Below are 23459 nucleotides of genomic sequence, written 5' to 3'. Positions count from 1 at the left end.
ATGAACTGCCAAGACAACTTCCACCCGTTCCGCCGTCTGTCCGTGCGCAGGCAGTCCTCGCTGCTCGCCAGTGCGCTGGTACTGGCGACCGGACTGGTCTGGGCTCAATCCGGCTTTCAGAACAGCGGCAGCGTGATAGGTGACGAGGTCATGTATTCGATTGGGGGTGGCAACGCTGTCTCGATGAGCGGTGCCGCTGGCATGCGCTCAATCGGCGTGGGTATGGGTTGGAACAGCAACCTGATTTGCGGTGACATGAGCATTAGCACGACGATCCAGAACCAGCTCAACGGGCTCACGAACGGCTTCCAGAACATCATGAGCAACGTGATCCAGAGCGCGACTAGCGCGGTCGCCTCGCTGCCGGCCCTGATCATCCAGCGTGCTGATCCGGGCTTGTACAACCTCTTGACCAACGGCGTCCTGCAAGCGCGTCTGGACTTCGACCGTTCCAAACTGACCTGTCGTGCGATGGCGGAACGGATGGCGGACGCGGCTGGCGGACAGCTCGGTTGGAACCAGATCGCCGAAGGCATGGCCCTGCGCCAAGCGGTGGCTAGCACAGACGCGGTTTCAGCCATCGAGCAGGCGGAGAGCAGCCGCGGCAACGATGGTGTGCCTTGGGTGGGCGGCAACAATGCTGGTGGCTCCGGCCAACCGTCCATCAAGGTAGTCGGCGACGTGACTCGTGCAGGCTACAACCTCGTCAATGGCCGTGGCGTGGCCGATACCTCGTCGATCTCCGCTGCCAACTGCAACAGCCTGGCCTGCGCGACCTGGCCTACGCCTCAGGCTGCGGCAGATTGGGCAACACGGGTCCTGGGCGAAAAAGAGCAACGCACCTGCGAGAGTTGCACCAAGACCCAGACCATACCGGGCGTCGGGTTGACGCCATTGATCCAGGAAGAGTACGAGACGAAGCTGGAAGTGCTACAGGAACTCATCAGCCGCACTCGCAACACCACTGTGGAAAACCTGCGCGCCGCCGGCAGCATGTCGCTGCCGATCACCCGTGGGGTGGTCGAGGCCCTGCGCGACGAACCGGACCAGGACATCCTCGCACGCCGCCTTGCATCCGAGGTGGCGCTTGCGTCAGTGCTGGAAAAAGCATTGTTGCTGCAGCGCACCTTGCTCACGGGTAAGAAGGAGCCCAACGTCGCAGCCAATCAGCTGGCGACCGAGGCGGTGAACCACGAGAGCGACACGCTAGATCGAGAGATCCTCAACCTCAAAACCGAACTCGATCTGCGCCGCGAATTGGCCAACAACTCACCGATGACCATCATCCAACGCCATGGCACTCGGGCATCCGGTTCGCGCGGTGTCTTCGAGGGTGACCCAACGCCCGACCGGCTCAACCGTCTGCAGCGGCGGGCACCCGGTGCTACCCCATGAGCACCCGGTGGCTGCGCATGAGGTGGCTGTTCAACCGGCGCAACGCGAAGGCACTGGCATGGGCCATCGTCCTGCTGGGCCTGGCGGTGGCTGCCAATGTGACCGGCATTTACCTGGTTGGCAGTGTGGCGGGCTGGGAACGCTGGATGTCTGCATCAGCTGGCTACTTCCTGGCCTGGCGGATCTGCCTTTACGCCGCCACCGTCTATGGCTGGTTATGGATGCGTCGGCGGCTGCTCACGCGCGAGGCATCTTCCGACGCGCGTCACCGTCTGGTTCGCGTGGAGGTGGCAGGCGTGATTGCCATCGTTGCCCTGGAAGCCAGCCTGCTACTGCAGACGTAACGAGGGATTCGGAACATGACACTCTTCACCACCGACTACCTCGAGTATTACCTGACCTTGGTAGGCTGGATCGTGCACAACGGGATCTGGTCCGTCCTGGTCTCCAGCGGCGTGTTCGCCATTCCCTTTGTGGCCATCATCATCCAAGAATGGCTGAAGGCCCGGGCCGAGGGCGCAGACGAGGGCAATAAGGGTGTGCTGTCGTCCATGCGTATTGAGAACCGCGTCTGGGTGGCAATCGTCGTGGTGATGTTTGCCGGCATCCCCTTCATCGACGTCGATCTCAATATGGTCCGACTGGACGACTCGCGCTCCCAGCAATGCCAGGTCAGTGTGCCCCAGCCTTCAGAAACGGGCTGGAGCCAGTCCTTTACCGCCCTCAATAACCAGAGCGCGAAGGTGCCCGTCTGGTGGGCCTTCATCCATACGCTTTCGCGCGCGGTCACTGGCGCTTCGGTGGCCGCCATCCCGTGCGGCACGGATCTTCGGCAGATGAGGATGGAGATCGACGCCACGCGCATTGACGATCCGGTGCTGGCCCAAGAGGTGGCGGACTTTACCCACGACTGCTACGGGCCAGCACGGGCCAAGCTCTTCATGAGTCGCCCGAGCCTAGACGAGTCCCAGATGCACGATGTCACCTGGATCGGCTCCAACTACTTCGTCAACACCGGCGGCTATTACGACACTTACCGTGCCAGCACACCTCAGGATAGTTGGGCCTATGACAGCAACCGCGATGCGGGTCTGACACAGGTGCCCAGCGGTGCTGGCTACCCGACGTGCCGCCAGTGGTGGAGCGATGGCGGCAATGGCCTGCGTGCCCGGTTGCTTGCCGAAGTTGATCCAACCCTCATGAATCGGTTGGCCGGCTGGGCGGGTTTCCTGAGCCGCGCCCAAGTAGATGACTCGGTGATCCGTGCGATCGCCTCGCCGCGCCAGCAGAAGCTTAATCAGGGAGCGGTCTACTCCGACTACGGCGGTCAGATCGACAAGACGCTGCCGAACATCGTCACCCGCGCGGCCGGCGACGTGGGTCTGGCGGTGGGCTCGCTGGGTTTCTTCCCCGCTATGGACGTGGTACGGCAGGCGCTGCCGATGGTGCTCTCACTGCTGAAGATGGCCCTGGTCATCTGCATCCCGCTGGTGCTCGTGGTCGGCACCTACGATCTGAAGACGGTGGTGACGATCAGCGTGGTGCAGTTCTCTCTGTTCTTCGTGGACTTCTGGCTCCAGCTCGCCCGATGGATCGACAGCACCATCCTAGACGCGCTGTACGGATGGGGGTGGGGCTGGAACCGACCGCACTCGAACTTCGATCCGGTGATGGGCTTGAACAACGCCTTCGGCGACATGCTGTTGAATTTCGTCATGGCGTCGATGTTCATCGTGCTACCCACTTTTTGGGTAATGGCCTTGGGCTGGGCTGGCATTCGCACCGGAAACGTTCTTCAGGGGCTTGCCGGCGGAACAGGAGATGCCAAAGCTGCGGGCGGCAAAGGTGCCGGAGCGGCCATGGGCGCAGTCACCAAGAAGTAACCCTTGCCTGACGTTTAGTCGTCATCCGAAACGTGAGGATCGATTCGAAACCCGTCATATGTGTAGAGACCGAAACCGGCAGGGCCGTTTCTCCACTCCGCCTCGGGCCTCGACGCAGCCTCCGAATTACGCGCTACCCATGCTGCGGCGATGGCGAAGAGCAGGATGACCGCAAGCCCAGTCGCGACATACAGCATGACACCCGCGGCAACCAACTTCACCGCCCACAGCAACGCCAAAGCGAGACCTTTGGGCACGCCTTTGCCCAACAGCCAAGACGATAGTTGCCGTTCGATGCGCGCGCCCGCACGCCAGGCGCAGCCGAGCCAATGGCCTAAGCGTTCGGGGAAGCTGCGATGTGTCTTTGCGTTCATGGCGGTCACCTGTCGTGCGCTATATGTTTGCTCCAGTTTGCCCTGCACGCCGTTGCGCGCAGAGCATCAATGCGATTTTGGCACCGCGCGGTTCAGGTGCCCAAGGCAATAGGGATCATCAAGATGACATCCATGATTAGATTTATACGTCAAATTCAACCAAGAGGCTACTTTTTCTGCATTTCTGCGTTTCGACCTGGAGTCTGATTGGATTTTTACGTATATTTAACTCATGAGTGGATTTTCTAGACATCAAGTAATCAAGCATCTGCAAGCGGACCTTCCCAGGGGGGCACCGTTCGATCTGCAGCTGCTCGAAACCTTCGGCGTTTCGCCCCAGCTTGCCGCCCGCTACGTAGAAAGCGGATGGCTGGTGCGCCTTGGCCACGGGACATACGCGTTTCCCAACGACAACTTTGACGTCACCGGCGCGCTGCGCTTCCTCCAACAGCGCGTCGCAGGCCTGCACGTAGGCGGCAAAAGTGCTTTGGCTATGCAAGGGGTGCGGCACAACCTGAGCACACGCGAAGTCTTAGTGCTGTGGGGAGAGGCGCGCTTCAGCCTGCCGGCTTGGTTCAGTGCACGCTTTCCTGCCAGGTATGTCAACGCGCGGCTGTTTGACTGGCCTGACACAGGCGTGGCCAACAAGACTCTGCACACGCCTCCGGGCCAGCCGAAGGAACTGCAAGTGGCGGTGCCCGAACGCGCCGTACTCGAGATGCTGTACGAAGCGGGAACCCGACAGAGTCTGGAAGAGGTTCGCAACCTTTTCGACGGTTTGCGCTCGCCCCGTAAGGAAATACTGGGCCAGCTCCTGTCTTGTTGCACCAGTGTCAAAACCGTACGCCTGTTCCTGACTTGGGCTCGCGAGACCGGCGTGGTTGATGTCGATGCACTGGTACAGCAATACCCGCTACGCACCGGCAGCAGCAAGCGTTGGATGAGCCGCATGGACGACGGCACCCTACTGAGCCTCAAGCCTCATGGATAAGCAATACGCGGACACCGTCCGCCTACTACTTAACATCACCCCCGACGTGTTCGCCAACGACATCTTCGCGATGAAGGGCGGAACGGCCATCAACCTGTTCGTTCAGGACATGCCACGCCTGTCGGTCGACATCGATGTCGTCTATCTTCCCTGGCAAGTTCCTCGGGATGAGGCGCTAATGGCCATCAATGAAGAGCTAGCCGCGATCGCCCAACGCGTCGAGCCACTGGGCATCCAAGCCCGTTTGATTCGCAGCAAGGAGCTGGGTGACACCAAGCTGATTGCCGAGGACGAGACCAGCCAGGTGAAAGTGGAGGTCAACGTTGTGTTCCGAGGCACCGTCCTACCTGTTGCCCAACGCCCCTTGGGCACCAAAACCAGTGACCGGTTCGGTGTGGAGTTCAGCGTGCCCACGTTGGACGTGGCCGAACTCTACGCCGGCAAACTGGTTGCAGCTCTCGATCGTCAGCACCCGCGAGATCTATTTGACGTCTGGCGCCTATTCGAGACGGGAGGTATCACCGACGAGATGGTTGAATGCTTCGTTGTCTACCTTGCGGGCCACAACCGTCCGATCCATGAAGTGCTGTTCGGCAACGACAAAGACATCGCCAATGAGTTTGAGCGCGCGTTCGTCGGTATGACAGAACTTGATTGTCCGCTCGAGCAACTAATACGCACTCGAGCTAGGTTGAGACATGAGTTGCCTAAACGCTTGAGTAGCAAGCACGAGAGTTTTCTGCGTGGGCTGGCGCGTGCGCAACCTGACTGGGCTCTGCTGCAGTGCCAGCATGCGGAGCAACTCCCCGCGCTGCGCTGGAAATTATCAAATTTGTTGAAATTCATGGATAGCAGGCCAGGCGATCTACTGCTTCAAGCCGACATGCTTGATGCTGCATTTAAGAGTGTTCGGAAGTAGCGGCCCCAGGCCTCACATCATTGCTTTATGGCAATTATGCGACCCGCAAAGCAAGCGCCTTAGATGCCGACAAAAGGGGAAACGGCATTGCGTATAGAGCCTTGCCTTGTCTTGACACCTTGACGGATCCTGTCAGCAAACGGGTTCGAAGGGTGAATGGAAGGGATGCCAAGGGGAATGGGCCTACCCGAAAAAGGAAAAGGCCCGTTGCAGCCCACTCCCTTGAGGTCCGCGATGTTTAACCTGTTCCAGAGAAAGCCACCAGCAGTACCCCGCACCGAAGTGGTAGAGACGGCCGATACGGTCAACGGATTCACGAATCCAAAGGGAGCCGCGGTACTGCTCGCCACGCCACGCCGCCAGAAGCTACTTGAGCACATCTGGCAACGTACTTCACTGCCGCGGGAAAAATTCGCCTCGCTCTATCAGGCCCCTTTGAACCGCTACGCCGAACTAGTCCAGCAGTTTCCTGCATCTGAAAGTCATCATCATGCCTACCACGGAGGCATGCTCGATCATGGTCTTGAGATCGTTGCATATGCCCTGAAGCTTCGGCAGTCGTATCTACTGCCCACCGGTTCAACACCAGAAGACCAAGCTGAGCAGGCTGAGGCCTGGACTGCGGCGACAGCCTATGCATCCCTATTGCACGACATAGGTAAGCTTGCAGTGGATATAAGCGTCGAGCAGTCAGATGGCGCCACGTGGCATCCCTGGCATGGACCCTTGCAGTTACCGTATCGATTTCGGTACCGCGAGAATCGTGAGTACCACTTGCATAGCGCTGCGACAGGACTGTTATACAACCAGCTTCTCAATCGAGAAATTCTCGATTGGCTCAGTGGGTATCCGACGCTGTGGTCGGCGTTGCTGTATGTTCTGGCCGGGCAGTATGAGCATGCTGGTGTTCTAGGTGAGCTAGTCGTACAAGCAGACCGCGCATCAGTGGCACAAGAACTTGGCGGCGACCCTGCACGAGCAATAACAGCACCGAAACATGCTCTTCAGCGCAAGCTGTTGGATGGATTGCGTTACCTAGTCAAGCACGAACTAAAGCTGAACCAGTCGGAGGCTTCTGACGGCTGGATAACTCAAAATGCCTTGTGGCTCGTGAGCAAGACCGTTTCTGACAAGCTCCGCGCACATTTGCTATCTCAAGGTATGGACGGCATTCCGTCAAATAACACTGCCATCTTCAACGTACTTCAAGAGCATGGCTTATTGGTTCCCACAAAAGATGATCGGGCAATCTGGCGTGCGGCAGTCAATAACAATGCTGGATGGTCGCATAGCTTTACTTTGCTGCAGCTTTCGCCAGCATTGTTTTGGCAAGCTAACGAACGCCCCCTATCATTCTCAGGAACGGTGACTGCTCTCGATGATCAGGAGGGCATCGAAGCAGAGATTCCTTTGCCGTCCACAATGACAGCATTACCGATCCATTCCGACGCTACCGCACACGGGACGACAACCGATGATGGAGAGGCTGTATCAATTGATGGACAGAACTCTCCCGACACACAAGTGGTGGATGATCTGTTGTCACTTTTCTCCTCCCAAGAAGAAGGAACTGCGAAATATTCGTCACCACCTCCAAAACAGTCTCTCTCACACGATAAACGGCCAGTATCATCTAAAGAGATACCATTCCAACAGTCTCCTACCCCCGCCACTCTGCCTTCAGGAAAGCACTTTATTTCCTGGCTAAAGGAAGGCCTTCAGTCGCACAAAATTCTTATAAATGATGCGAAGGCCCTTGTGCACACCGTCGCTGAGACCGCATACCTCGTTAGTCCGGGTGTGTTTCAACGATATGCACAGGAACATCCTGTGATTTCATCAATGGCAAAAGCAGAAAAACAGCAGGATTGGCAATGGATTCAAAAACAATTTGAGAAGCTTCAAATCCACCGCAAACAACAAAGCGGATTGAACATTTGGACATGTGAGGTGGTTGGCCCACGGAGGTCACGGAAACTGCATGGCTATCTACTGGAGGACCCCGCGCAAGTATTTGACGAATGCCCCCCGAATAATCCGTATCTTCAGGTGGTGTGACCGATGTACTTTCGTCGCTGCGAACCGCCCATTTTGAAATCTGTCGCTGAAGAACCCCAAACAGGTAACTTAATTATTTTCGAACGCACGCTGTGACATCAAGGCAAATACCCCCCAGCCCAAATACTCGCGGGTGTATGTGGTATGACGCTCCGGCTCTGAGGTCAACTTGGAGCGGACCACCTCAGTCAGTTCATCCTCAGGATTCGCTTCAAGCCAACGGCGCATAGTGATCCATTTGGCAGCTTCGTAACGATCCCAACCATCTTGATTGGCCAGAACCATTTCAACTACGTCATAGCCAATCTGGCCGAACGAGGCGATAAGTCTTGGAAGCACAAGAAAGTCGGAGATCGAGTTAGCAAGACATCCCTTGGCCACGTCCTCTGTCGGTGGCAACTGCCGCCAATACGGCTCGCCGATCAGAATGACTCCTCCAGTCCTCAGGCTTTGCGCGAGAAGCTCGATAGTGCCGGCGACTCCTCCACCTATCCAAGTAGCCCCTACGCAAGCAGCGACGTCAAACTTATCCTCAGAGGCGTAGCCAGCTGCATCGTCATGGATGAATTCAACCTGTTGAGCCACGCCTAGGTCGTGCGCCCGCAGCTTTGCTTGCTCAGTGAACAACGGACTCATGTCAATGCCAGTACCGACGATGCCGTGATCACGGGCCCAAGTGCACAGCATCTCACCGGACCCACTACCTAAATCGAGCACTCGCGTCCCAGGTTCAAGACGCAACGCCAAACCCAACGTTTCGAACTTGTCGGAGGTGAACGGATTATGAATCCGGTGCGCGCTCTCCATAATGCTGAATATTCGAGGGATGTCCATTATTCTTCCCAATGTTCAAGTAACGATGGAATAACCGCCGTCAATATAGTGCACTCCGCCTGTTAGATTCCCTGCCTCAGGTGAGGCCAGAAACGCGGCCATCTCCCCGACATCCTCAATTGTGGCCAAGCGATGCGTTGGTGCTTGCCTGATGACATTCTTCATCAGCTCATGAAAATCATCTATGCCGGATGCGGCCCTTGTTGCTATGGGTCCTGGCGAAAGGGCGTGCACACGAATACCTTTTTCACCAAGCTCCGCAGCTGCGTAACGCATGGCGCATTCAAGTGCAGCCTTTACTGGCCCCATCATGTTGTAGGTTTGTACTACCCGATTCGCACCAAGAAAAGAAACAGTGAGACAAGTTCCACCGTTGGTCATCCGTGACTCTGCCATGTGGAGCATGCGTAAAAAAGAATGAACGGACACGTCCATTGCTTTCGAGAAACCGATTGCAGAGCTGTCTATTAATCGACCATTCAAATCATCTTTTGGTGCAAAGGCAATAGAATGCACCAAAGTGTCAAGCCTCCCCCATCGCTTATCAATTTCAGAAAACACCGCTTCCAATTGATCGGGGTTGGTGACATCCAGCGGCAGCATTATCTCCGCGCCCAATTGCTCAGCAAGAGGCCGAACATATACCTCCGCCTTTGCATTTAGCCAGGTAACTGCCACCTTGGCTCCGCAACGGTGCAGAGCCTTTGCACAGCCCCACGCAATAGAATCCTGATTGGCAATGCCTACCACGAGAGCGTACTGCCCCTTTAATGAATTCATGCTCTGTAGTCCCTTCGAAAATATCAACGGAATAGTCGAATAAGATCGTTTTCATGACAGCTTTCTAACGTGCAGAAAGCACCCAAAAAACACCCCGGTATCAGAAAATCGGCCAGCCTCAGTTTTATCTTGAGAAAGCTCAGACGCTTGAAGTGCGGCGAGCAACTGAGGACCTACTTTTGTGGAGACTCCGAGCGAGCACTGACGTCATTGACTCCATCGCCCTTTGGGTGCCCCACGTCTGAAGCCCGCTCCATGACATAACTTCCAGGTGCGTCCCCGCAGGGACGATAGCCTTTACCTACAGCCCCAATTCTTGGGGGCTTGACGGGAGTTCCACCCTGGCTGTTAAGCCAATCCACCCAAGCGGGCCACCACGAGCCCGTGCGGCTTTGCGCAATCTGACGCCACTCGTCTGGACCTTGGTACGGAGTACGTGCGGGGCGCCTATGTATCAAATACTCGCGACGTGGACGCCCAGGCTCACTGACAATACCGGCATTGTGCCCGCCGTTAGTGAGCACAAAAGTGATCTCTGCCTGGGAAAACAGGTGCAACCTATAAACGGACTGCCACGGAGCAACGTGGTCAGATGTCGTGCCCACACAGAATGTAGGTAGGTTGATGTCTCCTAGCGAAACAGGGCGCCCATCCACAAGGTACCGTCCTCCGCTCAGATCATTGTTGAGATACAAGCGCCGAAGATACTCAGAATGCATACGAGCAGGCATGTTGGTGGTGTCGGCATTCCAAGCCATCAAATCGCTCATTGGCCGCCGATCTCCCAGCATGTATTCATTGACTACGCGCGACCACACAAGATCGTAGGAGCGCAGCATTTGAAATGCGCCACTCATTTGACGGGAATCAAGATAGCCTGCGACAGCCATGTGAGCTTCTAGAAGCGCCAACTGCCCCTCGCTTATGAAGAGCCCCAATTCACCAGGTTCACTGAAGTCGGTCTGAGCCGCTAAAAGCGTGAGTGAAGCCAGACGTGTGTCCCCATCCCGCGACATGGCCGCAGCTGCAATAGATAGAAGCGTTCCCCCCAGACAGTACCCTGCGGCATGAACCTGGCGCTTCGGGACTATGGCATTGATCGCCGAAAGAGCAGCTTGGATACCGAGCACTTGGTAATCCTCCATGCTCAGTTCTCTATCTTCTGATGACGGATTTCGCCAAGAGATGCAGAAAACCGTGAATCCCTGCTCAACTAGGTACTTGATAAGTGAGTTATGCGGCGACAGATCCAAAATGTAGTACTTCATGATCCATGCTGGAACGATCAAAAGCGGTTCTGAGTTGACCTTTTCAGTAGTGGGCTCGTACTGTATTAATTCAATCAGGCGATTCCTAAGAACCACTTTGCCAGGCGAAACAGCCACATCTCGGCCGACTTGAAAGTTCTCCGCTCCAGGCGGGAGATTTCCAGAAACGCTGCGATTAAAATCGTCCATTAGATTGGAGAATCCACGCAACAGGTTCGCACCATTTTCAGCGCGTGTTCTTTCCTGGACAACTGGATTTAACAAACCAACATTGAATGGTGAAATGGCATCCAACCATTGTTTCGTTGCAAACTCGACAATGCGTTGTGACTTTGGATCAACACCCCATATTCCCTGGGTTGCCTCTGCCCACCAGCTCGACTGAAGCTGAAACGCTTCGCGGAATAGACTGTAGGGAAATTCATCCCAAGCGGGATCAGTTAAACGTTGGTTTGGAGTGATGGGCAGCTGAGGCAATGGATCGCCTTGAGCTACGTTAATGCAAGACTGCATGATTAAATTGGACAGATGCCGGGCATGGTCATCCCCCAACTTAATCAAATCGTTCAGCTTGGCCGGACTTGATGCGAGATGTAGAGACCAGTCCAGCCAGGCAAGAACTCCTGATTCAGGTGAAAAATGTGACCAAGCTTTCGCCCACGCCGCATGGAACTCGCCGTCGTCTTTTTTCGAATGCGCATCTTTGTCGTGTTGAGTCATGGGATATCTCCGCGCGCTTATACAAGGCTGCTGGCAAATACATACCTAGAGCGCGCCAGTGTTAAATTGGCGACGCACCTAATATCAGTCTTTTTATCTAAAATATCCGGGCTGGCCCACTGAGTTTCGAGCGATTTGAATTGGGTAGGCCCAGAAATTCCTCAGAGACTTCAGTGGAGTTCTTTATTGCTCTCGCAGTGCCGGTGGATTTGCTGTCGCCGGATGGGACTGTCGAACCAGCAGTACTGGAACAGGTGCAAGGCGCGCTACTTGCTCTGCATCACTGCCTATGAGGACACGATCAAGCCCTCTACGACCATGCGTACCAATGACCACGACATCACAACGAGTGGTCTCGACCTGCTCCACTATCAAATCAGAAACGCGCTCTCCCTTGCTGACGATCAGCGCTGTCTCGACAGCGATCCCATCCTGCCGCAAGCGGGTTGCAGCTTGATCAAGCATTGCCTGACCTCTGGACAAGAACCCTGGAAATACTTCGTCGATGTAGACTTTTGGCGGTTCATATCCGCTGCTGAGTCTCAGTTCCTCGATCACATGCAAAAGAACAACCATGGCACCATTCGTTTTTGCTAGGTCGGCGGCATGCTCCATCGCGTGATGGGAAGTTTCACTGCTATCTAGGGGAACCAGGATTCGAGAGTACATAGCTTTTTTCCATGAGTCAGGACGATGAAAAGGCAAACGCAACAGGCGGCGAACATGGCGTGCGGCCACCCATTCTTCATTGGTTGGTTCGACGCCTACGACGACTCGGCTATCTGCGCATGAGATCACTCGCGAATTTATGGCGTTCGCTTGTACATCAATCTTCACCCCAAGATATTCAAGATCACGGCAGACGCGATCACGAATAAAGTCGTTGTGCTCACCAACTCCAGCAGTAAAGATCAAGAGATCAAGTCCACCTAGAACGGCAACTAGAGCGCCTATCTCTCGAACAATCCGCCGTACATAGAGATCTAGCGCCAGGCGAGCGCGTTCACCGGCCTCGCCGGGGTCAGACTCATGCTTACGAATTATTCGTGGCTCTGCCGAAACGCCGGAAATACCTAGCAAGCCGGATCTGCGAAACAGGACATCATTGACTTGGTCAAGTGAGAGTTTGTCTGCACTCATCAAGTAAAGAACAGCACCTGGATCGACAGCGCCCGTACGCGTCCCCATCATCAGCCCATCAAGGGCAGAGAATCCCATTGTGGTCGCAACGCTCTCCAGATTCAGCATTGCACATAGGCTGGCACCATTTCCAAGGTGCGCGACAATCGTGCGCCCCCGTGCTGTCTGAGGATACTGTTCGGCCAAAGTGGTCGACATGAACTCGTACGACAAACCATGAAAGCCATAGCGGCGAACACCCCGTTGCCAAGCCTCATACGGGAGCGGCAGCACCTGTTCGAGCTTTGGTATGGAATGATGGAACCCCGTGTCGAAGCACGCTATTTGCGGAATCTCAGGGTGCTGACGTAATAGATGTTCTATGGCTTGAACTGTGACTGGCTGATGCAGGGGCGCTAATGGAATGAAACTTTTCAAATCAGCCAACACATCAGCGTCAATGCGCACCGGCGAAAAGTACTTGCTTCCACCATGGACCACTCTATGCGCAATGCCGCATAATTCTCGTCCGTTCAGTCGATGGAAGACCTGCTCAAGGATATGTTCCAACGCATCTCGAAACGGGTGCTCAGCGTTGAGATTGATGCGATACGGTGCCGTCCCTGTCTCACCAAAGTCCGGACGTTCCTCTCCTATACCTTGCACCTTTCCATTCCACAGCGGTTTACGAGGGATAACGGGAAGCGATGCATCGAACACGGCAAATTTAATGCTCGATGATCCGCAGTTGAGGACAAGAATTAAAGCGTCTGCAATTTGATTCATAGAAAATTAAGCCTTTCAAATATGAATGAACAAGAAGAGCTTATTGCTGATGCATGGAGTCATCAGCGTCATGACTTTGCTGTTCTGGATAGTGGCGTGCTCATGGCGGCGAGTTTTCGTAATATCTGGCCAGCATCACGGCGATGGCACATGAGGAGATTCTTGCCTCGCGAGAGTCCGCGCGGCTGGTCAGCACGATCGGCACCTTCGCACCCATAACGATGCCGGCGCTGGCCGCATCACCCATGTACTCGATTTGTTTCGCGAGCATGTTGCCACTCTCCAAATCGGGGACAACCAACACGTCTGCCTGTCCAGCGACTTCGGATCGAATCCCTTTAATTTGCGCTGCAGCTAGCGACACCGCGTTGTCGAGAGCCAATGGTCCGTCCAGCACTGCGCCACTGATTTGACCTCTGTCTGCCATCTTGCATAGCGCGGCGGCTTCGAGCGTGGCTGGCATGGATGGATTAATGGTTTCCACTGCAGCGAGTATTGCGACGCGAGGCCGCTCAACACCGATGACATGCGCCAGGTCGATCGCATTTCGGATGATGTCGGCTTTGTCCTGCAGGCTAGGAGCAATGTTGATTGCTGCATCAGTGATGATGAACGGCCGCGGGTAAAATGGCGTCTGCATCAAGAAGCAATGGCTCACGCGGCGCTTGGTGCGAAGCCCCGCTGATGACGTCAGCACCGCAGCCATGAGCTCGTCGGTATGCAGGCTTCCCTTCATCAGAGCTTGTACTTCGCCCTGTGCTGCCATCTTGGCTGCCTGTGCTGCTGCGGCATGGCTATGAGGGACGTCGACAATGGACAGGCTCGTTAGATCAAGCGCAGCTTCAGCGGCGATGGCTTGCAATCGCGCAGCAGGTGCCACCAAGATCGGCTCGACCAAACCAGCCTTCTGCGCGTCCAGCGCTGCTGAGAGGCTCAGGGCATCGCAGGGATGCACGACGGCTATCCGGATCGGGCCGAGTGGCTTCGCATAGTCGATAAGCGCCTTCGAGCCTGCCTTTGCGCTCGTCAATAGTCGCACTTCAGGCAGCGCTGTGCGGTCAACCACAATGTGTTCTCGCGTGGCGGTAATCTCGGCCTCGCCCTCGATCACAACGACTCCATCCTGGTTAACGCATTGGCAGTCTAGAACGACACCTAGGTCCGTCGGATCAAGGCGAAGAATCTCCACCGTGACTCGCAGCGAGTCTCCAATCCTGATGGGCTGCAGAAATTGAAAGTTCTGACGTCGATAGGTCGAGCCAAAGCCAGGCAGGCGAGTGCCCAGGAGTCCGGAGATCAGTGATGCTGCCCACATGCTATGGGCAAGAACACCTTGCCACTTGGGAAATACATCAGACTTCGGATCAGCGTTGGGCGGCTCGAAGCCACCGGACTGTATCGCGAAGAGCTGAGCGTCCTGAGCGGTTAGAGTGCGTTCAATGCTGGCGACATCACCAATAGCCAAGTCATCGAAAATCCGATTGCGCAATACGGAGACATCTTGCATCACGACCGTCCTCTGCGATTTACCGGCACTCGCTTGGCCGGAGGTTGCTTGACTTGAGCCTTAGGTTTTTGCTGAGCAGGTGATCTTGGAGCTTTAGGTTGCGCAGCTATTCGTTTAGAACCGACCTGTTGTTTTGATTTCTGCACTCCGCCAAACGCCCCGGTCTCAGTTGTCTCAGATAGCGTACTTTCAGAAGGTAGAGCACTTAAGTTGCGCTGTTCCGCAGCAACGCTAAATACGGTAAGCATGCGTGCGAGCGACGTTCGTTCGTCGTCGGAGAGTTCGGTTTCAGCGAGATGAATCATCTGCTCAACAGATGAAGCCAATAAGCGGATTTCATCCGCGCTCGCGCTTGCGAGTAATGTTGGGATTGCTGAGATAGCCGCATCCATGTCATATGCCAGCAGCAGCGCCTGGCCGCGTACAAGGTGGCGCCACTCGGCCATGTCGTAGCGTTCATGCTCATGTCGCGGGTCGCGCAGCTGCGCAGCATGGCGATAGCGTGTCGCGTTGCCTTCAGTGCGATTGCGAAGTACATAGAACAAGGCTCGCACGCCAGCTTCCAGCAAACCTCCTTGCAACATACGAGCTTGAGCTTGGCCTAGCTCATACTCCATGAATTCACGGTGTTCGGGGGAGTCGCCAGGATGCGGCCGAATACTCTCGTTATTTGAGTGACCCTGTGCCGCAAGCGCCTGAACCCATGGCGATCCATAGATGCTTTCAAAGATCCACGCCTGAAGTTGGTCTCGATGATCTCTATAAAGGTCCAGTAGAAATACAACGGATCTCGACAGCTCCTTTTCGGCGACCAAGAACGGGTTGGTGTCATCCACGGGGCAGCGTAGCTCTTCAATTTGCCGCGTAGCTTGCTGGATTGTTTCTGCCAAAGGATGGGCACTAGACCACCATCCGTAGGACAGTCGCAGTGGGTGGAGTGCTTGCATCCACTGCGCCGAATAACTCGACGAGCACGCCTTCACCCAAGGTTGAAGGAACGTACGGTAGAGACCAAGATTGATATTGGATATCTGCTCCGCGGCAGCGAATCGGCGGTCACTTTGCGGATCTGGTTTAACGATAGACCGCACCTCATCCACGCTACTGGGCCGGATGAGCATCGTGTATTTGCCATCGGCAGCAACTTCTGGCGTCTCAGCGTCCACCACGTCTGCACGGTAGACTCCAGCAGGAAGAAGGTCGATGATGTCGATACCGGCAGTAAATTCCCGGTGTTCCTTTCTTCCTACGCTGCCTGACACGAAGATGCCGAGATGGCCGATGCTCTCATGCGTTGCAAACACAATAGTTTGATCGTGGCTTAGTACGTCCGAATCATCTCGATAAAGATCCGTGATCCAACCCAGCGCCTGTGGTGGTGGGGTTATGTTGTCCCCATACGAGCAGAAAACCACAATGGGCGAGCGAATGTTGCGCAGATCAATGCGCATGCCATCAGAGGTAATCATCTCTGCCGAGGACAGCTTGTTGCCAATGAACAAGTTGTCCACGATGTATTGCATCTCTACATCATTGAGAAAAACGTACCCGCCCCAGTACTTCTCAAAGCTCAGATAGCGTGAAGCCTCGGTGTCTACGTTTGCGTACAGGTTGTACTGCTTACCCCACCATGTATTCGCGGGGTTAAGGCTTTCGAAATTGCGCACCAGCCAAGCACCATCGAACCGGCCAGCACCAAGGTCACTTGTCATTGCCGTGAGCCAACTCCCACCCAACAAGCCGCCGGCATATCGCATCGGATTGTTGCCCGCCCAATACGAAAGTGGCGCACCAGCCACGATGATGGGACCGAAAAGGTCAGGCCATAGTGCGGCAGCCATCAGAACCTGCCAGCCGGCCTGGCAATTGCCAATCACAGCGGGCTTCCCTACGCTCTCGGGATGCAGTTCGCTCGCTCTACGCACGAACTCAGCATCTGCGCGAGTGACGTCCTCAATGGTTTGACCAGGTACAGGATCTGGAAGGAAACCGACGAAGTAGCACGGATGGCCAGCCTTCAGTGCCGCGCCAATTTCGCTGTCGGGTTTAAAACCTCCGATACCTGGGCCATGCCCTGCGCGCGGGTCGAATACGATGAAAGGACGTTTGCCCTCGTCAGTCGGTTGGTCGATGGTTGGCAGGATTCGCACCATCGCGTAATTGACCGGCCGCGGTAGATCTAGACCAGACATTACGAATTCGCTAGCGAAGTCCAGAACGTTGGGGGTTTCTTCGAGCAAATGCGCGCGGTACTGATCACCCCGTTGTCGCCGAACATCGCTGTACAGGATCGCCCTTTGCCAAGCATCGACCGTATACGATGCTGCGGCCTGCGTTAGGGCCCAGGGACTGCTCATGAGCGAGGTCCACTGCTGGGTATTGAATGTTTCATTGCTCATGACAATCTCCTAGGTCCAGTACCGTGGTTAGTACGCGCTTAGCGCCGTTCGATTGCCAAAGCGATACCTTGGCCCCCGCCAATGCACAGCGTTGCCAATCCTTTGTGGGCATCGCGACGGATCAACTCATGCACCAGGCTTACGAGGATGCGAGCGCCTGATGCTCCGATCGGGTGTCCCAATGCGATCGCGCCGCCATTGACGTTGACTTTCGATGCATCAAGTTCCAGGTCATGGGACACGGCAAGCGCCTGGGCGGCAAATGCCTCGTTGGCCTCGATCAAGTCCAGCTCCTGAAGCGCCCAGCCTGCCTTTTCCAACGCACGCCGAGTTGCCGGGACAGGTCCGATCCCCATGATGGCGGGATCGACACCAGCGGTTCCCCATGCCTTGATCCAAGCCAGCACTGGCAGCCCCAACGCTTGTGCTTTGTCGGCGCTGGCCAGCAGCAGCATTGCTGCACCGTCGTTGATCGTGGAGGCATTTCCGGCGGTAACCGTACCGTCCTTCATGAAAGCGGGTTTCAGCTTGGCAAGAGCCTCCGCCGTCGTACCTGCGCGCGGTTGCTCATCGGTGTTGAACTCAATCGGATCGCCCTTGCGCTGGGGGAGACTCACAGGTGTGATTTCATCCTTGAAGCGACCGGCCGCGATGGCTGCGGCAGCTTTTTCTTGCGAGGCGGCGGCGAAGCTATCCTGTTGAGCACGCGTTAGGCTGAACTGCTCCGCGAGATTCTCTGCAGTAATGCCCATGTGGTAGTTGTTGAATGCATCCCACAGGCCGTCTTGAATCAGGCTGTCTTGCAATGGCGCATGTCCAAGCCGCAGGCCTGTTCGCGCTTTGGGCAACACATAGGGTGCGAGACTCATGTTTTCCTGGCCGCCCGCCAGTACCAACTGGGCATCGCCCGCCTGGATGGCTTGCGCCGCCAGCTGAACCGCCTTCAGGCCCGAACCGCATACCTTGTTGATAGTCAGTGCTGATACCTGATGCGGCAGCCCTGCAGCAAGCGCAGCTTGGCGAGCCGGGTTCTGGCCGCTGCCGGCTGTGATCACCTGCCCGAGAATGACTTCGTCGATCTCTTGGGCAGCCACACCGGTGCGTTGCAGGATGGCCTGAATCAAAAGGGCTCCAAGTCGTGGAGCAGGAATCTCAGAGAGACTGCCTTGAAAACTGCCAATGGCAGTACGCGTAGCTGCCAGGATTGCGATATCCATCATGTTCCGAGCCTTGTTCAAATTGGTAAGGGCCCTGCCAGGGGGCCCAGCGCCCCCTGGCAGTGAAGCCATCAGTCAATACATGTGCTGTCCACCGTTCATCGATACGTTGCTGCCGGTCATGAAAGCAGCGGCATCGCTCACGATGAATGCGACCAACGCCGCAATTTCCTTGGGCTTGCCCAGGCGTCCAATGGGGATTGCCGCGACGATCTGCTTCAGAACATCCTCAGCCACCGCCGTGACCATCTTGGTTTCCAAGTAGCCGGGTGAGACCGTGTTGACGGTTACTCCCTTGCGCGCCACCTCTTGGGCCAAGGCCTTAGTGAATCCATGTATGCCTGCCTTAGCAGCCGAGTAGTTCGTTTGACCGAACTGCCCCTTGTTGCCATTGATGGAGGACACGTTGACGATACGGCCCCAGCCACGGTCCAACATCTTGTCAACCAGTGGACGAGTGACATTGAAGACCGAGTCGAGGTTGGTTCGCAGAACCGCGTCCCAACTTTCCTTGGTCATCTTGCGAAGCGTCCCGTCGCGAGTGATGCCGGCGTTGTTGATGAGGATGTCGACCTTATGGCCATCAGCGTGGATCTTGTCGGCCATGGCTTGGCACGCCACATCGTTGCTGATGTCCGCCTCGTAGGCAGTGAATGCATAACCTTGGGCCGACTGCTGTGCGAGCCAAGCCTGGGCATGGCTGTTCTGCGGCGAGTAAGTCACTAACACGGTGTGCCCGGCGTCATGCAGTGAACGCGCAATCTCCTCGCCAAGACCTCCCATGCCCCCCGTTACAAGGGCGGTACGTTTTTCCGCGCTCATGGCTCAACCCGCCTTCTCAGCCTTGGTTCTGGTGTTTGCAGCGGCGGGCTGCCAAATGGCGCCCCATTGCTTGAAAATGTCCTGGAGAGGCTGTGCAGCAGTGGTGGCTCCCACCACCTCCGTCACAGACTTTTGCCAGCTTTCCAGCGCTTGCTGCACACCAACGGTGAAGGCTGCTTGATTCTTGACTGCGATCTGATTGATCGTCTGTGCATCTGTGATGCGCGACTGGAAGAGCCTCCAGAAGCTTTCGGCTGGCAGAGTAGTCAACGATTGCCAATTGGCCGACCGCAACAGGCCTTCGATCTCAGCAGTCGTTTCAGAGATGTTCTCGCTACTGGCCTGCTGAGTGGCTTCAAGCCAGCGATGACCACTTTCCTGCACCAACCGGGTCAGCCGCAGTTGAAGTTCGGTGTTGGCCTTGTACAGATTCAAGGGAAGGGCTTCGATACTCATGGTCATTTCCTCTGTGGTTTTCCTAGGTTATGCCCGTGCGGGCGGCTCTCAGCCCATTTGGCTGATCGTCTTCCGAAAGCGTCGCAGTGACATTACGAACAGAGCTGTCCCTATCACGAGCAACGCCAGAAAATTCGTCCAGACAACCTCCAATCCGGTACCGCGGAAGAGGATGGATTGGCCTAATTCAAAGAAATGAGTTGTCGGCGCGAGCAGCATGAGGTTCTGCAAGAGCTCAGGCATTGACTCACGAGGCGTCATGCCGCCAGACAGCATCTGTAGCGGGAAAAGCGTGAGCATCAGAAGCAGCCCGAACTGAGGCATGCTTCGCGCAAGGGTTGCCATGTAGATGCCCAAGGCAGTCATGGCAAATATGCACAAGGCTGCGCCGGTAAAAAACAGAAGCAATGACCCTTGGACAGGGACTTGCAGTGCTCCATGTATCACGAGGATGAGCGACAGCCCTGTGCAGACCAAGACCACTGATCCCATGGACCAGATCTTCGAAATCATGATCTCGCCGGCCGTGACAGGCATCACCAGCAGGTGCTCGATCGTTCCATGTTCGCGCTCACGGATCAGTGCGGCGCCGGTCAGAATGATGGCGAGCATCGCAACCATGTTGATCAGTTCCGCAACGCTGCCAAACCAAGATGCCTCCAGCATTGTGTTGAAGCGTGCTCGCACAACCAACTCGACCGGCTGCTCGGGCGCATTGCGAAAGCGCTTTACGAACTCTTCAATTTCCGCGTAGACAATCTGCTCAACGTACTGATGCCCAATGAAGGCCTGACTCATCTGGGTAGCGTCGATATTGAGCTGGATCTCCGGAACTCTTCCAGCAAGGACATCGCGCTGAAAACTGGGAGGAATATTCAGAACAAAGGTGAACTTCCCGCGGTCCATGCCGGCATCCATTTCCGCCACGGAAATCCGCTGTGGCTGTGTGAACTGCGGTGCATAAAACGCCGAGGAGATCCGCTCGGAGAGCAACGATTGATCTTCATCGACAATGGCGATGGATGCGTTATGGAGTGGCTCCGGTACAAGCGTTGCTGCGCTATAGATATCGAGCGTGAATATGTACGCTGTCAGCAGGAGCATGATGGGGTCTCGTATCAGACTCCAAAACTCCTTACGCCCAAGCCGGAGGATATTCATGAGGCTGCGCATCTCATCTCTCCTGCTTCTTCAAAAAGAAAATTGCGGTGCCAAGGATTAGTGGGATGGAAATGCCCATCGCGATCACCGTCAGGTACAAATCATTCATGCCCAGCGCTTTGCTAAAAACCCCGCGACTGATCAGCACCATGTGCGTTGCTGGATACATCTCCCCAAAAGTTTGAGAGCTTCCTTCTAGAGAACTCACCGGGTTGATGAGGCCGGTGTACTGCATCGCCGGAATGAGCGTGCCGATCACAGCAATGAAGAGCGCGGCGATCTGACTGCGCGTGATGGCGGATGCCAACAAACCCATGCCCGTTGAAACGATGCAGAACAGCAGGGCCGATAACGTGAGAGTGATGAAGCTGCCCTTGATCGGAACTTGAAAGAGGGTGACCGACAACAAGCACATGCACAGAAAATTCACCATGCCCAGGCCTACATACGGAAGCTGCTTACCGATGAGAAACTCTGTGCGGGTGACCGGTGTGACGTAGAGATTGATGATGGAACCCAACTCTTTCTCACGCACCACCGCCAGGGCAGTCAGCATGGCCGGCAGCATCAGCAACAGCAGAGCGACGATGGCAGGCACCATGGCCTTGATGCTTTCAACATCTGGGTTGTAGCGGTAGCGTGCCTGTATCGAGGCCTGGCCAGGAGCCACGGAGTTCGAACGCAGACCCGTTTGCTCGACCAGCCAATGCGCATACACGCCGTTCACATAGCCCTTTACTGTCTCAGCGCGTGATGGCATTGCACCGTCAATCCAGGCAGCGATTTCCACCTTGCGCCCACGGGTCAGGTCTCGACCAAAACCGGGAGGAATCTCAATGGCGACTGTCAGTTCGCCGCGCCGCATCCGTCGATCCAGTTCGCCTTGAGAACTGATTGGCGGCTGCTCCAGGAAGTAGCGAGAGCCCGACAAGCTCTGTATGAAACTCCGGCTGGCGGCACTTTGGTCGCCATCCAGAACAGCAAAGCGCATTTGGTTGACGTCCATGTTGACGCCAAAGCCCATCATGACCATGAGCAGCAAAGAGCCCACCAACGCCGTCGTCGCCCGTATGGGATCTCTTCGCAACTCCAGCACCTCACGCCAGGCGTAGCTCAGGAGGCGCTGCAAGCTGAAGGATTTAGGGCTCACTGCGTCCGAGTGTGGCTTGCTCTCAGTGCTCTTTTCAGCCTTGTCATCCCCCTCGGATTCGTTGCCAGGGGCACTACCGCCTGCATCGACCAGATATCCAATAAACGCCTCTTCCAGAGTCTTGGCGCCGCGCTTCTCCACCAACCGGGCTGGTGCGTCACTGTCGAGCACCTTTCCTGCGTGCATCATCGACATGCGATCGCAGCGCGCTGCCTCGTTCATGAAGTGGGTAGAGATAAAAATCGTCACGTGATCACGACGCGACAGTTCGACCAACAGATGCCAGAAGCCGTCGCGTGCGACCGGATCCACCCCAGAGGTCGGCTCATCCAGAATCAGCAATTCCGGCTTGTGCACCATTGCCACAGCCAGCGACAGACGTTGGCGCATGCCAAGGGGCACACTGTCTGGAAGGCTGTCGAGGATAGGAGCGAGGCCAAACCGCTCAACCATTTCCTCGACGCGCCCAGCGACTTCGCCAGCAGGGACGTGGAATAGCTGAGCGTGAAGCACCAGGTTCTGGTGAACAGTCAACTCGCTGTACAGAGAGAACGCTTGCGACATGTACCCAACGCGCCGTCGCGTATCGATGTCCCGGGGATCTACTTCATGCCCGAACAGCCATGCATTACCTTCGGTGGCGACCAGCAACCCGGTCAGCATCTTCATCGTCGTGGACTTTCCGCAGCCGTTGGAGCCAAGGAAGCCAAATATCTCGCCACGGCGAATACGGAAGGACACGTGGTCTACGGCGGTGAAGTCACCAAACCGCATCGTCAGATCCTTGGCCTCGATCGCGATGTCATCCGCATCCGTTTGAAGCGGTGGGATTTCTACCGGTTTGTGACCACGCTTCTTCTCTTCTGGAAGCAGCCTGATGAATGCCTCTTCGAGGCTTGGACTACCTGTACGCTCCAAGATATCTTTGGGCGTGCCAGTGGCCAGCACTCCACCGTCGTCCATTGCAACCAGCCAGTCGAAGCGCTGGGCCTCATCCATGTAAGCGGTGGCCACAATGACGCTCATGGAAGGGCGCTCACTGCGAATGCGATCAATCAAATCCCAGAACTGTGCGCGGGCTAGCGGGTCGACGCCTGTTGTTGGCTCATCGAGTAGCAAGAAGTCAGGGTCGTGAATCAGTGCGCAACACAGTCCCAGCTTTTGTTTCATTCCGCCGGAAAGCTTGCCCGCAGGGCGGTTCAGGAACGATTTCAGGCCGGTGCTCTGCGTCAAATCGTCAATCCGTCTACGCCTTTCAGACTCCGAATGGCCGAAGAGCCTGGCAAAAAATTGCAGGTTCTCTTCCACCGACAAGGTCGGATAGAGGTTTTTTCCCAACCCCTGAGGCATGTACGCAATGCGAGGACATACGAGATCGCGGTGCGCCTTGCTGCGCATGTCACCGCCCAATACCTCTACCTGTCCATCCTGGATTGCGCGCGCACCGGCCAGTAGAGACAGCAAGCTGGATTTACCGACGCCGTCGGGGCCGATCAAGCCGACCATGCATCCGGACGGTACTTCAAGATCCAGAGCGGATAGCGCGACCGTGGAGCCATAGCGCAGGCTGAGTCCACCCACCCGCGCAACGGCCTTGTTAGACACCCCAACGTTCATGGA

Annotated in this window: 18 protein-coding genes and 1 pseudogene; 6 read left to right on the top strand and 13 right to left on the bottom strand. The window is 56.0% G+C overall.

Annotated elements, in window-relative coordinates:
* The 3 genes from NGK62_RS05265 to NGK62_RS05255 are packed head-to-tail and all read left to right on the top strand — an operon-like array spanning position 1 to position 3278.
* Positions 1 to 1395 (top strand): integrating conjugative element protein, encoded by a 1395-nt coding sequence (locus tag NGK62_RS05265; protein ID WP_023098594.1) that lies wholly within the window; start codon positions 1 to 3, stop codon positions 1393 to 1395.
* Positions 1392 to 1739, top strand: a complete 348-nt coding sequence (locus tag NGK62_RS05260) for a hypothetical protein (protein WP_023098593.1) — start codon at positions 1392 to 1394, stop codon at positions 1737 to 1739. The genes NGK62_RS05265 and NGK62_RS05260 overlap by 4 nt, the downstream gene beginning before the upstream one ends.
* Positions 1740 to 1754: 15 nt before the next feature.
* Positions 1755 to 3278 carry a conjugal transfer protein TraG N-terminal domain-containing protein gene (locus tag NGK62_RS05255; protein WP_023098592.1) on the top strand — a complete coding sequence of 508 codons (1524 nt, stop codon included), beginning with the start codon at positions 1755 to 1757 and terminating at the stop codon, positions 3276 to 3278.
* 14 nt (positions 3279 to 3292) lie between these two features.
* Here the strand turns inward: NGK62_RS05255 and NGK62_RS05250 are convergent, their stop codons facing one another.
* Positions 3293 to 3652 (bottom strand): DUF3742 family protein, encoded by a 360-nt coding sequence (locus NGK62_RS05250; protein ID WP_031629833.1) that lies wholly within the window; start codon positions 3650 to 3652, stop codon positions 3293 to 3295.
* A gap of 232 nt (positions 3653 to 3884) precedes the next feature.
* On the opposite strand from NGK62_RS05250, the gene NGK62_RS05245 reads away from it, so the two are divergent.
* The 3 genes from NGK62_RS05245 to mobH all read left to right on the top strand — a co-directional run bounded on the left by NGK62_RS05245 (position 3885) and on the right by mobH (position 7620).
* A complete protein-coding gene (locus NGK62_RS05245) occupies positions 3885 to 4643 on the top strand; it encodes a type IV toxin-antitoxin system AbiEi family antitoxin domain-containing protein (RefSeq protein ID WP_023098591.1) in 759 nt (252 codons plus the stop codon).
* Positions 4636 to 5562 (top strand): nucleotidyl transferase AbiEii/AbiGii toxin family protein, encoded by a 927-nt coding sequence (locus tag NGK62_RS05240; RefSeq protein WP_023098590.1) that lies wholly within the window; start codon positions 4636 to 4638, stop codon positions 5560 to 5562. The genes NGK62_RS05245 and NGK62_RS05240 overlap by 8 nt, the downstream gene beginning before the upstream one ends.
* A 234-nt stretch (positions 5563 to 5796) precedes the next feature.
* Positions 5797 to 7620: a MobH family relaxase gene (mobH, locus tag NGK62_RS05235; RefSeq protein WP_023098589.1), complete on the top strand. Its 1824-nt coding sequence runs from the start codon at positions 5797 to 5799 to the stop codon at positions 7618 to 7620.
* Between the two features lie 69 nt (positions 7621 to 7689).
* Here the strand turns inward: mobH and NGK62_RS05230 are convergent, their stop codons facing one another.
* From NGK62_RS05230 to rbbA, 12 genes and pseudogenes are all read right to left on the bottom strand, one after another.
* Positions 7690 to 8454 carry an SAM-dependent methyltransferase gene (locus NGK62_RS05230; RefSeq protein ID WP_023098588.1) on the bottom strand — a complete coding sequence of 255 codons (765 nt, stop codon included), beginning with the start codon at positions 8452 to 8454 and terminating at the stop codon, positions 7690 to 7692.
* Positions 8455 to 8469: 15 nt separating this feature from the next.
* Positions 8470 to 9234 (bottom strand): enoyl-ACP reductase FabI, encoded by a 765-nt coding sequence (gene fabI, locus NGK62_RS05225; RefSeq protein ID WP_023098587.1) that lies wholly within the window; start codon positions 9232 to 9234, stop codon positions 8470 to 8472.
* Positions 9235 to 9407: 173 nt separating this feature from the next.
* Positions 9408 to 11222 (bottom strand): PHA/PHB synthase family protein, encoded by a 1815-nt coding sequence (locus tag NGK62_RS05220; RefSeq protein WP_023098586.1) that lies wholly within the window; start codon positions 11220 to 11222, stop codon positions 9408 to 9410.
* 183 nt (positions 11223 to 11405) lie between these two features.
* Positions 11406 to 11891, bottom strand: coding sequence for a universal stress protein (locus tag NGK62_RS05215; RefSeq protein WP_172863320.1), 486 nt, complete (start codon positions 11889 to 11891; stop codon positions 11406 to 11408).
* A 39-nt stretch (positions 11892 to 11930) separates the two neighbouring features.
* Positions 11931 to 13127, bottom strand: a pseudogene (locus NGK62_RS05210) (acetate/propionate family kinase); the annotation flags it as partial.
* A 100-nt stretch (positions 13128 to 13227) separates the two neighbouring features.
* Positions 13228 to 14634: a bifunctional enoyl-CoA hydratase/phosphate acetyltransferase gene (locus tag NGK62_RS05205; protein WP_023098584.1), complete on the bottom strand. Its 1407-nt coding sequence runs from the start codon at positions 14632 to 14634 to the stop codon at positions 13228 to 13230.
* Positions 14634 to 17033, bottom strand: a complete 2400-nt coding sequence (locus NGK62_RS05200; protein ID WP_023098583.1) for a DUF3141 domain-containing protein — start codon at positions 17031 to 17033, stop codon at positions 14634 to 14636. The genes NGK62_RS05205 and NGK62_RS05200 overlap by 1 nt, the downstream gene beginning before the upstream one ends.
* Positions 17034 to 17071: 38 nt before the next feature.
* On the bottom strand, positions 17072 to 18253 hold the full coding sequence (locus tag NGK62_RS05195; RefSeq protein WP_031629828.1) for an acetyl-CoA C-acetyltransferase: 1182 nt from the start codon (positions 18251 to 18253) through the stop codon (positions 17072 to 17074).
* Between the two features lie 72 nt (positions 18254 to 18325).
* Positions 18326 to 19072 (bottom strand): acetoacetyl-CoA reductase, encoded by a 747-nt coding sequence (gene phbB / locus NGK62_RS05190; protein WP_023098581.1) that lies wholly within the window; start codon positions 19070 to 19072, stop codon positions 18326 to 18328.
* 3 nt (positions 19073 to 19075) lie between these two features.
* Positions 19076 to 19528: a phasin family protein gene (locus NGK62_RS05185; RefSeq protein ID WP_023098580.1), complete on the bottom strand. Its 453-nt coding sequence runs from the start codon at positions 19526 to 19528 to the stop codon at positions 19076 to 19078.
* Positions 19529 to 19576: 48 nt separating this feature from the next.
* Complete coding sequence (locus NGK62_RS05180; protein WP_251877689.1) at positions 19577 to 20701, bottom strand: ABC transporter permease; 1125 nt, start codon at positions 20699 to 20701, stop codon at positions 19577 to 19579.
* 1 nt (position 20702) lies between these two features.
* On the bottom strand, positions 20703 to 23456 hold the full coding sequence (gene rbbA / locus NGK62_RS05175) for a ribosome-associated ATPase/putative transporter RbbA (protein ID WP_023098578.1): 2754 nt from the start codon (positions 23454 to 23456) through the stop codon (positions 20703 to 20705).
* Positions 23457 to 23459: the final 3 nt, after the last annotated feature.

Origin of the sequence: Achromobacter sp. Marseille-Q4954, assembly GCF_943737025.1 — a bacterium.
Classification (GTDB): domain Bacteria; phylum Pseudomonadota; class Gammaproteobacteria; order Burkholderiales; family Burkholderiaceae_B; genus Achromobacter; species Achromobacter bronchisepticus_A.
This window is presented reverse-complemented; position numbering and strand designations above follow the sequence as displayed.

Bases quoted from the DNA above. Each gene is read 5' to 3' on its own strand.
- NGK62_RS05200 (WP_023098583.1), bottom strand. From the start codon at position 17,033: ATGAGCAATGAAACATTCAATACCCAGCAGTGGACCTCGCTCATGAGC.
- mobH (WP_023098589.1), top strand. From the start codon at position 5,797: ATGTTTAACCTGTTCCAGAGAAAGCCACCAGCAGTACCCCGCACCGAA.
- fabI (WP_023098587.1), bottom strand. From the start codon at position 9,234: ATGAATTCATTAAAGGGGCAGTACGCTCTCGTGGTAGGCATTGCCAAT.
- NGK62_RS05195 (WP_031629828.1), bottom strand. From the start codon at position 18,253: ATGATGGATATCGCAATCCTGGCAGCTACGCGTACTGCCATTGGCAGT.
- NGK62_RS05180 (WP_251877689.1), bottom strand. From the start codon at position 20,701: ATGCGCAGCCTCATGAATATCCTCCGGCTTGGGCGTAAGGAGTTTTGG.
- NGK62_RS05265 (WP_023098594.1), top strand. From the start codon at position 1: ATGAACTGCCAAGACAACTTCCACCCGTTCCGCCGTCTGTCCGTGCGC.
- NGK62_RS05220 (WP_023098586.1), bottom strand. From the start codon at position 11,222: ATGACTCAACACGACAAAGATGCGCATTCGAAAAAAGACGACGGCGAG.
- NGK62_RS05230 (WP_023098588.1), bottom strand. From the start codon at position 8,454: ATGGACATCCCTCGAATATTCAGCATTATGGAGAGCGCGCACCGGATT.
- NGK62_RS05215 (WP_172863320.1), bottom strand. From the start codon at position 11,891: ATGTACTCTCGAATCCTGGTTCCCCTAGATAGCAGTGAAACTTCCCAT.
- NGK62_RS05185 (WP_023098580.1), bottom strand. From the start codon at position 19,528: ATGAGTATCGAAGCCCTTCCCTTGAATCTGTACAAGGCCAACACCGAA.
- NGK62_RS05205 (WP_023098584.1), bottom strand. From the start codon at position 14,634: ATGCAAGATGTCTCCGTATTGCGCAATCGGATTTTCGATGACTTGGCT.
- NGK62_RS05240 (WP_023098590.1), top strand. From the start codon at position 4,636: ATGGATAAGCAATACGCGGACACCGTCCGCCTACTACTTAACATCACC.
- NGK62_RS05255 (WP_023098592.1), top strand. From the start codon at position 1,755: ATGACACTCTTCACCACCGACTACCTCGAGTATTACCTGACCTTGGTA.
- phbB (WP_023098581.1), bottom strand. From the start codon at position 19,072: ATGAGCGCGGAAAAACGTACCGCCCTTGTAACGGGGGGCATGGGAGGT.
- NGK62_RS05250 (WP_031629833.1), bottom strand. From the start codon at position 3,652: ATGAACGCAAAGACACATCGCAGCTTCCCCGAACGCTTAGGCCATTGG.
- NGK62_RS05245 (WP_023098591.1), top strand. From the start codon at position 3,885: ATGAGTGGATTTTCTAGACATCAAGTAATCAAGCATCTGCAAGCGGAC.
- rbbA (WP_023098578.1), bottom strand. From the start codon at position 23,456: ATGAACGTTGGGGTGTCTAACAAGGCCGTTGCGCGGGTGGGTGGACTC.
- NGK62_RS05260 (WP_023098593.1), top strand. From the start codon at position 1,392: ATGAGCACCCGGTGGCTGCGCATGAGGTGGCTGTTCAACCGGCGCAAC.